The following is a 12048-nucleotide window of genomic DNA, read 5'->3' as shown; positions in this document are numbered from 1 at the left end:
TTAGGATCGACTGCGGTAGGAAGAAGATAGTTGCTCAATTGCTACAATTTAAGGCTATTCCGGATGATCTCGCGCAAATTCGGATGAGATCATGGGTGGAATGCCTCCAGGACTCATGGAGATTGGCCGTCAGGCGTTGTCAGGATTTCCATCCCTGCCGCCGCTTCCGATTCCGCGCTCGATCAGCGCGTTGGCGATCGCGGCCACCTCCTGAACGGGGCGGCTGTCGTCCCAAACGCCAAAGCGCAGGCCCAGGAACACGTTCATGCCCATGATCGCCCAGGCATGGATTTCATCCGGCTCGCCGGAGACTTCCCCGCGCGCCGCCGCCTCGCGCAACCGGACCAATATCCGAGACGCCGTGCTCTCATAATGGGTGCGATAGGCCGCCTGGTCGACGAACTCCGCCTCATCGATGATGCGGTAGATTTCCTTGTGGCTCCGCGCGAACTCCAGAAAGCTCAGCAGCCCCAGCCGTTCGGCATCGATCCCGTCGCGGGCCTGCGCGATGCGCGGCCCGACATAGTCCCGCACCTGTCCGGACATATCCGCGACCAGCGCGCGGAAGATGTCGTCCTTGCTGTCGAAATAAGTGTAGAAGCTGCCCAGCGCGCAGCCTGCCCGCCGGGTGATGCCGCTGATCGACCCTTCGTGGAAGCCCTTTTCCCCGAACTCCTCGGCCGCCGCCGACAACAGCGCCCGGCGGGTTCTTTCCCCGCGGGCGGTGCGCGGCGTCTTGTCCTTTTCGCCCAGCAAATCCGTCATCCGTCATCCTCCCCATCCGTGATCTTTTTGCCGCATCCGGCCTGTTCCCGTCATGCGTCCTTATTTCAAGTTGAAAGTTGGTTCAACTTTCATTATCGAATCGCAGGAACAGTCCCGCGACCCGGATTTCCGGGCGTATTTCAGGAGAGGAACCGTCCATGAAGGCTCGCCATTCCCTGCGTATCGCCGCGCTCGCCTCCGCAGCATGGGGCGGCGCCGTTTCGCTTCCAGCCATCGCGCAAAATGAAACGCCCGCATTCGACAGCGGCAGCGAGATCATCGTCACCGCTCGCCGGCGGGAGGAGAATATCCTCGACGTGCCGGTGTCCGTCACCGCCATCTCGTCGGAAAGCATCGCCCGGCTCCAGGCGAACGACATGTCGGGCATTCAGGGGGCGGTGCCGAACGTCAATCTGGTGCAGGGACGCGGCTCCACCTCCAATTCCAACTTCTTCATCCGCGGCATCGGCCAGCCCGACGCGCTCCAGACCTTCGATCCGGCAGTCGGCACCTATGTCGACGGCGTCTATTTCAGCCGCATCCAGGGCGCGCTGGTGAACCTGTTCGACGTCGAGCGGGTGGAGGTGCTGCGCGGCCCGCAGGGCACGCTCTATGGCAAGAACACCATTGGCGGCGCGGTCAACATCGTCAGCCGCAAGCCCAGCACCACCGACTTCAAGGCAATGGGCAGCCTGACCTATGGCAGTTACGACACCTGGCTGGCGAACGGCTATGTCTCCGCGCCGCTGGTGCAGGACAAGCTCGCCCTCAGCATCGCGGGCGTCTATGACAAGCGCGCCGGCACTGTCACCGATCCTCTGACCGGCCGCAAATATAATGATCGCGACACCAAGGCCGGCCGCGCCATTTTGCGCGCCACACCCAGCGACCGGGTGGAACTGATCCTGTCGGGCGACTATACCCGCCAGCGGACGGCGCCGACACTGGGCTATGCCACCGCGCCGCTCACCAACGTGCTCTACAATTCCGCCTTCCAGGTGATCGGGGTGCCGGTGGTGAAGCCCGCCTATCCCTATGGCAAATATGATTACAAGGCGTCGACCAGCCTGGCGCCGGGCCAGGGCCAGCGGCTCGACCATTGGGGCCTGTCCTTCACCGCCAATGTCGAACTGAACGACGCGGTGACGCTGACCTCCATCACCGGCTATCGCAAGCTGCGCCCGGATTATTACATCGATTTCGACGCCACCGAACTGGAAGTGGCGGACGCCTTCGTCGGCGTGCATCAGAAGCAGTTCAGCCAGGAACTGCAGCTCAAATATGACAGCGGCCCGTTGTCGGGCGTGTTCGGGCTCTATTATCTGAATGAGACGATCCGGTCCCATCAGGAAAGCTATGACGACAATTATCTTCAGCTTCAGGCCGCTCCCGGCCTTATCCTGCCGCTGACCTTCACCCGCTTCATCGACGATCACCAGAATGTGAAGAGCTACGCCGCCTTCGGCCAGATGACCTATGATCTGACCCGGAAGCTCTCGATCACGGCAGGCCTGCGCTACACGAAGGAACGCAAGGAGTATAACCGGTCCACCTATACGGTGCTCGCCGGCGCGCAGACAGCGCCCTTCCTCTTCCCCGGCAGCCTGCCGGCGCCCTATAATGACCTAGACCATGTCGATTTCGACGCGTGGACGCCGATGGCGACCCTATCCTACAAGCCGACGCGCGAGACGCTGCTCTACGCGACCGTTTCCAAGGGCTTCAAGTCGGGCGGCTTCAACGGCCGCGTCAACGGGCTGGGCGACGTGACGCAGGTGGTGGACGGCGTCACCACCATCATCCCCTATTTCAAGCCGGAGACGGTCTGGAGCTATGAGACGGGCGCCAAGGGCAGCTTCCTGGGCGGGCGGGTCAATCTGTCCGCGGCCGCCTTCTACTCCGACTACAAGGACTTCCAGGCCCGTGTCGGCGGCGGCACCACCGGCATCGCGGGCGGCTCCTTCCCCGTCGTGAACGCAGGCAAGCTGCGCATCTGGGGCGTCGAGTTCGAGGCTTCGGTAAAACCCATGCGCAACCTGAACGTCGCGGCTTCTGTCGGCTATCTCAACGCCGATTACAAGGAGTTCAACGACGGCCGCCGCGCGCCCGCCTTCTCCTGCAATCCGACCGGCAACGCCATCACCTGCAAGCCCCCCTTCGCGCCGCCCATGACGGTGCGGCTGGCGGCGGACTACAGCATTCCCTTGGGCAGCGCGTCGCTGACCTTGGGCGGGGACATGCGCTTCGTGGACAAGCAGTGGCTGTCGGTGGACAACCGCCCCGGCCTTCAGGAAGACGGCTATACCATCGCCAACGCCTATGTTCAGGCCGATTTCGCGGAGGGCAAATATTATCTGCGCGGCGCGGTGAAGAATGCCTTCAAGGAATTGTACAAGACCGACGGGCAGGAATTTTCCAGCGTGGGCAACATCCAGACTGTCTATTATGGCGACCCGCGCACCTGGACGATCACGGCGGGCTTCCGCTTCTAATTTGCAAGGGACCAGCGGCAGCATGACCGGACGCGCGCAGGAAACGGCAGGCAAAGGCTATCGCGCGATCGTCCTCGCCATGCTGCTGCTGGTCTATACCTTCAACTTCCTCGACCGGCAGATCCTTGGTATCCTCGCCGGGCCGATCAAGGCGGAACTGGGCCTTAGCGACGCGCAGCTCGGCGCGCTGGGCGGCATCGCCTTCGCCCTGCTCTATTCGACGCTGGCGATCCCGCTGGCGCTGCTGGCGGACCGCACCAGCCGCACATGGGTCATCACCGCCAGCCTTGCGGTCTGGAGCGGCTTCACCGCGCTGTGCGGCATGGCGGGCAGTTTCGCGCAGATGTTCCTGTTCCGCATCGGGGTCGGCGTGGGGGAAGCAGGCGGCGTCGCGCCATCCTATGCCGTCGTCTCCGACTATTTCCCGCAAGGCCAGCGCGCCCGCGCCCTTTCCATCTACTCGCTCGGCATTCCGCTCGGCTCGGCGGGCGGCGTGCTGCTGGGCGGCTATATCGCGCAGACGGTCGAATGGCGCACGGCCTTCATTGTCGTCGGCCTGGCCGGCCTGATCATCGCGCCCATCTTCCGCCTCACCGTCCGGGAGCCGGCTCGCCCCGACATGCAGGCCGATGCTATACCGGTTTCCGCCGTCTTCGGCATATTGGCGGCCAAGCGCAGCTTCTGGCTGCTTGCCCTGGGCGCGGCCTGCTCGTCGCTTTGCGGCTATGGCGTCGCCTTCTGGCTCCCCAGCCTTTTGATGCGCAGCTTCGGCCTCGATCTGATGGGTGCGGGACAGTTTCTCGGCGCACTGCTGCTGGCCGGCGGCGTGGCGGGCGTATTGCTGGGCGGCTGGCTGGGGGATCGGCTCGGCGGACGCGACAGGGCCGCCTATGCCTGGGTTCCCGCCGCCAGCTATATCGTCGGCATGCCGCTGTTCGTCATCGGCGTGCTGTCGGACAGCGTGGCCTTCGCCTTCTGCCTGTTCCTAATCCCGCAGGCGCTGGTCTATGTCTGGCTGGGCCCGGTGCTGACCGCCGTCCAGCATCTGGTGCCCGCCCATATGCGTGCGAGCGCATCGGCAACCTTCCTGCTGATCAACAATCTGGTGGGCCTGGGCCTTGGCAGCTGGAGCGTCGGCGCGCTGTCGGATGCGCTGACGCCGCAATTCGGCCACGAAGCCCTGCGCTATGCGATCGTCGCGGCGCTGGGCTTTTACCTGCTGGCCGGACTGTTCATGGCGCTCGCGGGCAAGGCGCTGCGCAGGGACTGGATCAGCGCATAGCCCCTCCATCGGGCATCACCCAAAAGGTCGAAAGTCCGTAACGGATGGTTTACATTTTTGACTGATGAACTGCCGGAACCGAAGTGATACACTGCGTTGGCGAAATCCGGATACTTCCCCGCTTTTCGCTCGGCTGAACGCGAGAGCGGGAACGTCTCCAAACCCTTCCCCTCTTCGTTCAGCCGATTTCGGCCATATTTCGGCCCGTCGGAGACGGTTCGTTAAGGATAATGCATCAAGCATTCCTTAATTCGCGGATGTTAGACGAACGGCAACCGAAAGGGCCGGATATGACATTCGTTCGACTATGCGCTGCGTCCACCATCTTTTCGTCGGCATTGCTGCTGGCCAACCCCGCCACCGCGGCCGAGACCGCGAAGGGATCCTTCGCTGTCAGGGCCGTGGTTCCGGCCTATTGCGAGATCGACAGCGATCCCGTTCAGCTAAGCGAGGGTGCGGGCTTTCAGTCGGGAAGCGTGATGGAGCTTTGCAACAGTGCGGACGGCTTTCAGGTTGTCGCTTCCTATCGCGAACTGGCGCCGAACGAGCAGGTGCGGTTCAGCTATGCCGGGCTTTCGCGTCAGCTCAATGCATCGGGCTGGACGCCGGTTGCCAACCGTGTCGGCGCCAAATTCGGCATGCGCCCGATCGGCGTGCAATATAGTGCGCTTCAATCGCCGTTGGCGATCAATCTCACCATCACTTATTTCTGATCCGGCCGGGACCGGGCAACCCCGCAATCAGATCGGCGTAACGGCGACGGTCACCCGGTCGGTATATTTGCCGGCATGCCAGGTCGGGTCCGGATCGACGGTGATGGAAACCGCATGCACGTCGCCCTGCGACCCGGTATGCTCACCGACATTGATCTGATCGCCGGTCGCCATGTTGAAGGCGCGGCCATCCACGAACAGCCGGTAGGGAATGACGTCCGGCCCATCGGTCCGCCGAAGCATTCCGCCATATTGCGATGCGAAACGTAGCTGATAGCCGGATGTGCTGAGCACCCGCACCGCAAAGGGCTGCGACACCGTAGGCATGGTGGTGGACAGTTCGCCCAGGTCGATCCGGGCCGCTCCCCCTTCCCCGCCGACGCCGGCGAAGCGAATGCGCGCCGTCGCCGGAATTTCCAGCTTCAACCGAACCTGCGCCGTATCCAGCGGCGTGTTGCCGATGTCTTCCGACAGGGCAAAGATCAGCTGCTGGCGATAATCGCCGCTTCGCATGCCCCAGTTCACCGGCACGTTGACGGTATAGCCGACCGGGCTGCGCGCATGCGGCTGCAGAATGACGACGCCGCCACCGCTGGATACATCCGCAGGCGAGGCGGAGGTCACGGCGATGTTTCCGCCCGGGCCGTTCAGTGTGTAGTTGGGGAAAGAGGCGTCGGATGCGCCCAGATCCCGCGTCACCCGAAGCCGCAGGCGGCATTCACTGTCGCCGTCATTGCGTATCATGATGCGGAAAGGTTCGGTCAACTGCCGCTGGTCCATGCCGTCGCCGGCGGCAAGGCGGACCTCGCGAGGCCCCTCGATGAAGGAGGGCTGGCATTCCGCCCAGGCATGGGCCGGCATGACGAGCGATGCGAAACCCAGGCAGCGGCAAAATCGGCGCATCATATTCACTCCTGTGTCCCGGTGGCGGGGCGGGCCGTCACATCGCCCAGTTGTAGCAAGGATTTCGTGTCGGCGGGGACATGAATCGTGAACATCATGTCCGGATTGCGCAGTTCCACGCGATAGCTCTTGCCGGGACGAAGGCCCTGCGTGGCGAAACGGCCGGCCGAATTGGTGAAGAAGGGTTGCGGCTCGAAGTCCGGATCGTCCACCGCCGAAATGGTGCCGCCCAGCAGGCTGACCTTCTCCCCCTGATAATAGAGGAAGCCGTACGCGCTGATGTTGGCGTCGCTGCCGACGACAAGCTTGTAACCGCTCTTATAGGGCGGATTGACGGTGTGCACGCCCGTGCCGATGTCATAGCCCTCCGTCCCGTTCTTCAGGTCATATTGAATGCTCTGACGGTTATAGCTGTTGAGCCGCCCGTCCATGGCCGGACCCCAGGTGCCGCTTTGCGCCTCCACCTTGCCGTCGTCCACCGACTGTCCCACCACGACCTGCTTGTCCTTGAGCGCCTCATGCGCCTTCGCGACAAGGAAGCTGTCGGAAACCGGCCGCCCGACGGCGATGCTGTTCCCCGCCATGGCGATCGAGGTACCGATCTGAAGGCGGCTGTCCTGCCGGTCGTCGATGCGCGAGAAACCATTGCCCGAAGAGATGGTAGTGAAGCGCGAATAGAAGCGGTTGCCGATATAGGTCGCCGACCCGTCGACCGAAGCCATGCCGTCCGAATTGCGCGCCGCGATGTCGTACCCGAAGGACCCGACCGTATCGTCATAGCTGCGCGTCAGGGTGAGACGCGCATCGTCCCGGCGGCTGTTATAACCTGCCTCCGCCCGCGTCTTCTGGCCGAAGGGCACGACCAGCGCGATGCGCGCGCCGAAACTGCGTCCGAACACGTCCTTGCCATATTCCACGCCACCGGTCAGCCGGAAGCGAGACGCCCGGTGCATGACATCGACGAAGGCGAGCTTGGTTCCCCTCAACCCCTCCCGCTCGAACCAGTTGCCGCCGACGACCAGGCTGGTGCGCTCGCTGAGTTGCTGGCCGTAATTGGCGGTCAGCGTGAAGGTTCGGAAGCGCCCGAAACCGATGGCGTCGGACAGGGTCGAGAAATTCCTGCTGCGATAATCGGCGCTGACGGACAATTGCTTGCCCTGGATGCCATAGCCGAATTGCAGCGAATAGGCGCCGCGCAGCGAATAGCCGGTGCCCCGCCCCGTGCTGATGGCGCTGGAGAATTCGAAGCGGCCAGGGATGGTGCGCGGCGTGGAAATTATCTCGATTGCGCCCAATTGCACATCATCCCCCGCCTGCACCGCGCCGCCGAGCAGCAGCCGGTTGCTGATGCCCCGGCGATAATAGGCCGACAGCGCGGGAGAATGACCATAGATCGGCTGAGCGCGGAAGTCGGTCGGCACGAAGCCGAGTGCGGCGCCATATTCGGTTTCGCCCGCCACCAGATCGGACGGGTTGAAATAGGAGTCGAAGGATGTGATCTGCCGCCGCCCGCTGACATCGGTGACATACAGCTGGGCATTGCGGCCGCCATATTGGGCCTGGAGCCGGGAGAGGTCGTAAGTGCCCGAATTGAGCTGGAACCGCTCCACCTGCTGGCCGTCGACGATCACATCGACGGTCGAATCGCGGTCCAGCAGAACCTGTTGCCCGCCAAGCTGGACGAGCGGCGTGCTGCCAGTGAAGGTCCGCCTGCCCTTTTCGACAGCGATGCCGCCCAGCAGCGTGCCGGAAGTGATCGACAGGCCGTTGAGCTGAAGGTCGCCCGCCGTCCAGCGCCGCTGCTTCTGATATTCGTCATAGACCAGCCGCGCCTGACGCCGGTAGAAGCCGCCTCCGCCCGTCAGCGCCTGGTCGTAACCGCCGTCGAACTCCAGAACGACGCCGCGATAGCGCATGGCGCCCTGCAGGATCATCGCGGGCTTTTCGAAGTCGCGGAAATCCGTAACCCGCATGTCCCCGATCATGTTCAGATAGGCGCTGAACGTCTCCGGCTCCAGCGTCGTCGCGGGGAGCGAGAAACGCACGGCCTCCCCCAAGGCCTGGGCAGCGACCATGGTCCCGTCGATGCGATCCACGCGCACCTGCAATTCGGACGAATCGTAGATGAGGGTGACGCCCGCTCTTTCCGCGTCCGCGACCGACACGGAAGGCGTGCCGGGCAAGACGGCGGCGAATTTGATCCGTCCGCTTTCCGACAGCAGGGGTGCGATATGCTCGATCAGGGACTGGCGGTCGAAAAGAACTGTGCCGTCCATATAGACCGTCGCAGAGACGTCACCATAGACATTGCCCTGCCGCAAAAGGGGCAGGGTCATCTGAAGGCCCTTGTCCGCAGGGCGCGGCGCGGAACCCGGCGGTGCGGGTGCAGCCGGGGGCTGCGCGCCTGCGCTTGGCTGCCCGGCCGCCTGCGCCAGCGCGATAGTCGACGATGCGACCAATGCGCCTGTGGCGACGCTGAAGAGTAGATGTTTCACCCTGCCCCCCCTCGGGCATGTTCAATGGATCAGCGCTTCAGCGTCACCGTCGCCCCAGCCGCCATCTTTTCCGGAGTCGGGATGAAGAAGACGCGGGCGCGACCCGGGGCGACGATTCCCATTCCGATCATTTCGCTCATCTGAGCGGCGTTGTATTCCGCGCTATAGGGCTTCCCCGCGCCATCGACGCCGCTGATGGTCCAACCGGACCGGCCGGCCGGGAAATAGCGATTGCCCTTGTTCTCGATGCGCACTTCCAGACCGTTTTCGGTCCTGGTCTTGCGAACATCCTTGTCCTCCGGCGCCTTTTCGTCCGGACCAAGTTCGACCTCCCGGGAAATCGGTGCGATCTGGGCGACCACCGGATCGGGCGTCGTCCCGTCGGGCACGACGTTGACGAGCACGTTGAAGCGCATCACGACCTGGATGCGCGACTGTTCGGCGGGAAGCTGGACCGGGATCTGGCTGACGGCGGCATAATAGACCTCCGACTGCGTCAGCGGGCCGTCCGGCAGATATTGGATGCGGAAGACCTGCTTGCCGTTGGGCGCGATCAGCGTCTGGGGCGGGAAGACCATGAACCGGTCGTCGGCGGGCTCCAGCGTCAGTTCGCCGCGTTCCCCGATGACGCCGCGATACATGCGCACTTCCATCGGCAACTGGCGGTCTTCATTATTGGCGACCTCGATCCGCGCCGTGGACCGCGTACCTTGCGGCTCCAGATCCACCGACATCGGCGTGACCCGCGCAGCCTGAGCGCCGGTCGCCATGCCCGTCAGCAGAAGCAGCGGCAGAACGAATTTCACCCATTTGAGGAACATCGTCCTCTTCCCCCCTCGATCATGAACGGCGGAAATCGGGGAAGCCATGAACGACTCCCCCAATTCCCGTGATATGCTGCGATCAGCTCGCGGTGACGGTGACCGTCACGGTATCGGTGTAGGTGCCAGCCACGGGGCGAGCATCCAGGTTGTTCAGAGGATCGACCAATGCGTCGAACTTGACCTGGCGATGCAGCGCGCCGCGCGAGGCGCCGTTGTTGAGCTGGACCAGGCCGAACAGCGCCGAACGGCGGAAACCGGGCTGCTGCAGCAGGCCGCCATTACGGTAATTGTCGGCGGCGAGCGAGTAGTTGATCGTGTTCTTGAAGCCCGCATCCGCGCCGGTCAGCGGGGTGCTGGTGGTCAGACGACCGGCATTGGCCGACGAGATGGTCATGCTGTTCGTGTCGTTGCACGACACGTAGAAGGAGTTCGTCGAGCTACTGGCGACGTCGTTGATGAAAAGCGCGGTGCTGCCGGCGTTGGTGTTGACGTTGACGGTGCCAAGCTGAATGTCACCGATATTCTCCATCGTGCAGGTCTTGGCGACCGATGCGTTGATGTCGAAGGTGTCGCTGTCGGTGTTGGCAGCGAAAGCGGGCGTGCCGGCCATCAGGACTGCTGCGGCCGTGGCGGCCATAAGGAGCTTCTTCATAAGGATTTCCTTGAATCTTGAAATGGATTGCGCGTCAGAGCGGCGACGGGATCAGGAACGTCTGCGAATCCCGATCCAAGCCATGCCTCAGAGCGCAGTCTGGACGGTGACGGTAACGGTGCCAGTATAATTGCCGGCCAGCGGGCGCAGCGTGTTTTCGGACGACAGCACCTTCGCAGCCAGCCGCACCTGGCGGTGAACGGGACCACGGCTGGTCTGGTTCTGGGCACCCTGCGCGCTGGAGAAGCTGGGCTGCGCACCGCTCGTGAAATAGTTCAGAGCCTCGACACGGTAGTTCAGCTTGTCGGTGAAGCCGGCGTCGTCGACGCCCGCCTGGAAGGCGCGCGAACCCTGGAGCGTCGCGGGACCGGACAGGGTCATCTGGTTCTGCTTGTTGCAGCTCACCCAGAACTGGTTGGTGTTCTGCGTCGCATCGCTGCTGAGCAGCAGGGCGCCATTGCCGGCCGTCGTGGAAATGTTCAGCGCGCCGAGGTTCACGTCATTGACGTTCTGCATCGTGCAGGTTTCGGGGATCTGCGCATTGATCTGGAACTGGTCGGTGGCCGAGTTGGCCGCAAGGGCCGGACTCGCGACAAGCATTGCTGCCGCGGAGGCAAGGATCATCTTCTTCATGGAATACTTCCCCATCTGTTACGAAAATCGGCCAGAACCGCCCCCGTCTCCAATGGGTTTGCTCCGGACCGTAACTTCAGGGAGGACGCGCGACTCTCTTTCCCCACCCCTGGAGCTGGTCGAAAGTATTAATATATATCTAACGAAAGTTAATACTCAATATTGGGTATGACGCCGCTTTAATGGTTAACAGGCAACAAGCGCATCTTGCCCTTCGATCATCAAAGTCGCGGATTCAGGCGGATGAAAGGCATAGTTTCCGCCAGATCGACCCAGATCGCCTCGATCATGTACGAGATCGGGACAAAGGGCTGTTAATTTGTTAAGGACAATTTATTCAATTTCTCTATATCCGACGTAATAGCTGTCGATTCGACCGATATAGATCAAGATTGAGAGGCTGCTGCCGGGGGGTATGTGTGGCTGAAGGCTCCATCGCGGATGGGGAATCGATTTTTGCGAGCTGGGTCGACGCCGATCCCATTCCGCACGCGATAATCGATCGCTCCTTGCGGCTGCATTGGCAGAATCGGGCCGCCACAGCCCTGCTGCAGCATTCGTCCGAATTGCAGGAACAGGACGGCCGCCTCTTCGCCCTGCAACCGGAAAACCACGCACGGCTCAAGCTGTTCGCCGCCCATGCCGGGTCCGACGCATCTTCCTCCATGGTCATTCTACCCGTTGCGGACGATTATCTCATCCTTCGCGGAAGGCCGATCGGGGCAAGCGGGCGGGGAGAACAGGGCGAGCAGATCGGCATCATGTTCTTTTCCGCCAAACATTTCATCGACCAGTCGATCGTGTCGGGCGACGTCAAGGACATTTATCGGCTCACCAATGGCGAGTATAAGATATTGAGCGCCATGATGAGCGGGATGAACGCCGAACAGATTTCGGGAAATCTCGAAATATCCCTGGAAACGGTCAGAACCCATATCCGCCGCATCTATTCCAAGACCGGCGTGAGGAGCCGCGAGGCATTGTTCGCCCAGTTGCAGCCGTTCAAGATATTGGCATAGCCCGCTGCCCCGCCGCCAGCCGAAGCAGACGGCCGCGAAAAACAGGAGCGAAAGCAGGCTGGCCTCTCGGCCCCTGCCCGCCTAAGGAACGGCTGACCGAAGTTGGCGTGCGTCGTGCAGAAAAGCCTGTCCTGAACCTGTCGAAGGGTGGGAACCGGTTTTCGGCCTGAAAGGATGCGACAACGGAAAACTGGAGCGCGCGACCTGCGTCCGATTTGACGCGGCGTGCTCCAAAGGAAAGGGCGGCAGGATTTGAACTTGCAGGTGCGG

Annotated in this window: 10 protein-coding genes; 4 read left to right on the top strand and 6 right to left on the bottom strand. The window is 62.5% G+C overall.

What is annotated here, in order from left to right; translation table 11 throughout:
• Positions 1–129 precede the first annotated feature (129 nt).
• Positions 130–765, bottom strand: coding sequence for a TetR/AcrR family transcriptional regulator (locus TZ53_RS09855; protein WP_025549208.1), 636 nt, complete (start codon positions 763–765; stop codon positions 130–132).
• A 158-nt stretch (positions 766–923) separates the two neighbouring features.
• Between TZ53_RS09855 and TZ53_RS09850 the strand changes: the two genes are divergently transcribed.
• From TZ53_RS09850 to TZ53_RS09840, 3 genes are all read left to right on the top strand, one after another.
• Complete coding sequence (locus TZ53_RS09850; protein ID WP_025549209.1) at positions 924–3257, top strand: TonB-dependent receptor; 2334 nt, start codon at positions 924–926, stop codon at positions 3255–3257.
• Between the two features lie 22 nt (positions 3258–3279).
• Positions 3280–4539: a spinster family MFS transporter gene (locus TZ53_RS09845; protein ID WP_044661139.1), complete on the top strand. Its 1260-nt coding sequence runs from the start codon at positions 3280–3282 to the stop codon at positions 4537–4539.
• Between the two features lie 290 nt (positions 4540–4829).
• Positions 4830–5252 carry a hypothetical protein gene (locus tag TZ53_RS09840; protein ID WP_025549211.1) on the top strand — a complete coding sequence of 141 codons (423 nt, stop codon included), beginning with the start codon at positions 4830–4832 and terminating at the stop codon, positions 5250–5252.
• Positions 5253–5279: 27 nt separating this feature from the next.
• Here TZ53_RS09840 and TZ53_RS09835 read toward each other — a convergent pair whose 3' ends face one another.
• The 5 genes from TZ53_RS09835 to TZ53_RS09815 all read right to left on the bottom strand — a co-directional run bounded on the left by TZ53_RS09835 (position 5280) and on the right by TZ53_RS09815 (position 10759).
• Entirely contained in the window at positions 5280–6158 is an 879-nt protein-coding gene (locus TZ53_RS09835) for a hypothetical protein (protein ID WP_037482525.1), read from the bottom strand.
• Between the two features lie 2 nt (positions 6159–6160).
• Positions 6161–8650, bottom strand: coding sequence for a hypothetical protein (locus TZ53_RS09830; protein WP_128830744.1), 2490 nt, complete (start codon positions 8648–8650; stop codon positions 6161–6163).
• Positions 8651–8679: 29 nt separating this feature from the next.
• Positions 8680–9456 carry a fimbrial biogenesis chaperone gene (locus tag TZ53_RS25660; protein WP_172668312.1) on the bottom strand — a complete coding sequence of 259 codons (777 nt, stop codon included), beginning with the start codon at positions 9454–9456 and terminating at the stop codon, positions 8680–8682.
• A 97-nt stretch (positions 9457–9553) separates the two neighbouring features.
• Positions 9554–10126: a spore coat protein U domain-containing protein gene (locus TZ53_RS09820; protein WP_025549217.1), complete on the bottom strand. Its 573-nt coding sequence runs from the start codon at positions 10124–10126 to the stop codon at positions 9554–9556.
• A gap of 87 nt (positions 10127–10213) precedes the next feature.
• Positions 10214–10759 (bottom strand): spore coat protein U domain-containing protein, encoded by a 546-nt coding sequence (locus TZ53_RS09815; RefSeq protein ID WP_044661138.1) that lies wholly within the window; start codon positions 10757–10759, stop codon positions 10214–10216.
• Positions 10760–11178: 419 nt separating this feature from the next.
• Here TZ53_RS09815 and TZ53_RS09810 point away from each other — a divergent pair, with 419 nt between their 5' ends.
• Positions 11179–11778: a helix-turn-helix transcriptional regulator gene (locus TZ53_RS09810; RefSeq protein ID WP_025549219.1), complete on the top strand. Its 600-nt coding sequence runs from the start codon at positions 11179–11181 to the stop codon at positions 11776–11778.
• The last annotated feature ends 270 nt before the right edge of the window (positions 11779–12048 follow it).

It is taken from the genome of Sphingobium sp. YBL2, from assembly GCF_000943805.1.
In the GTDB taxonomy this organism is placed as follows: Bacteria; Pseudomonadota; Alphaproteobacteria; order Sphingomonadales; family Sphingomonadaceae; genus Sphingobium; species Sphingobium fuliginis.
The sequence above is the reverse complement of the archived record's forward strand: the minus strand, read 5'-3'. Positions and strand labels throughout refer to the sequence as shown.

Coding starts and splice junctions, on each gene's coding strand:
- TZ53_RS09855 (WP_025549208.1), bottom strand. CDS start 765: ATGACGGATTTGCTGGGCGAAAAGGACAAGACGCCGCGCACCGCCCGC.
- TZ53_RS09850 (WP_025549209.1), top strand. CDS start 924: ATGAAGGCTCGCCATTCCCTGCGTATCGCCGCGCTCGCCTCCGCAGCA.
- TZ53_RS09845 (WP_044661139.1), top strand. CDS start 3,280: ATGACCGGACGCGCGCAGGAAACGGCAGGCAAAGGCTATCGCGCGATC.
- TZ53_RS09840 (WP_025549211.1), top strand. CDS start 4,830: ATGACATTCGTTCGACTATGCGCTGCGTCCACCATCTTTTCGTCGGCA.
- TZ53_RS09835 (WP_037482525.1), bottom strand. CDS start 6,158: ATGATGCGCCGATTTTGCCGCTGCCTGGGTTTCGCATCGCTCGTCATG.
- TZ53_RS09820 (WP_025549217.1), bottom strand. CDS start 10,126: ATGAAGAAGCTCCTTATGGCCGCCACGGCCGCAGCAGTCCTGATGGCC.
- TZ53_RS09815 (WP_044661138.1), bottom strand. CDS start 10,759: ATGAAGAAGATGATCCTTGCCTCCGCGGCAGCAATGCTTGTCGCGAGT.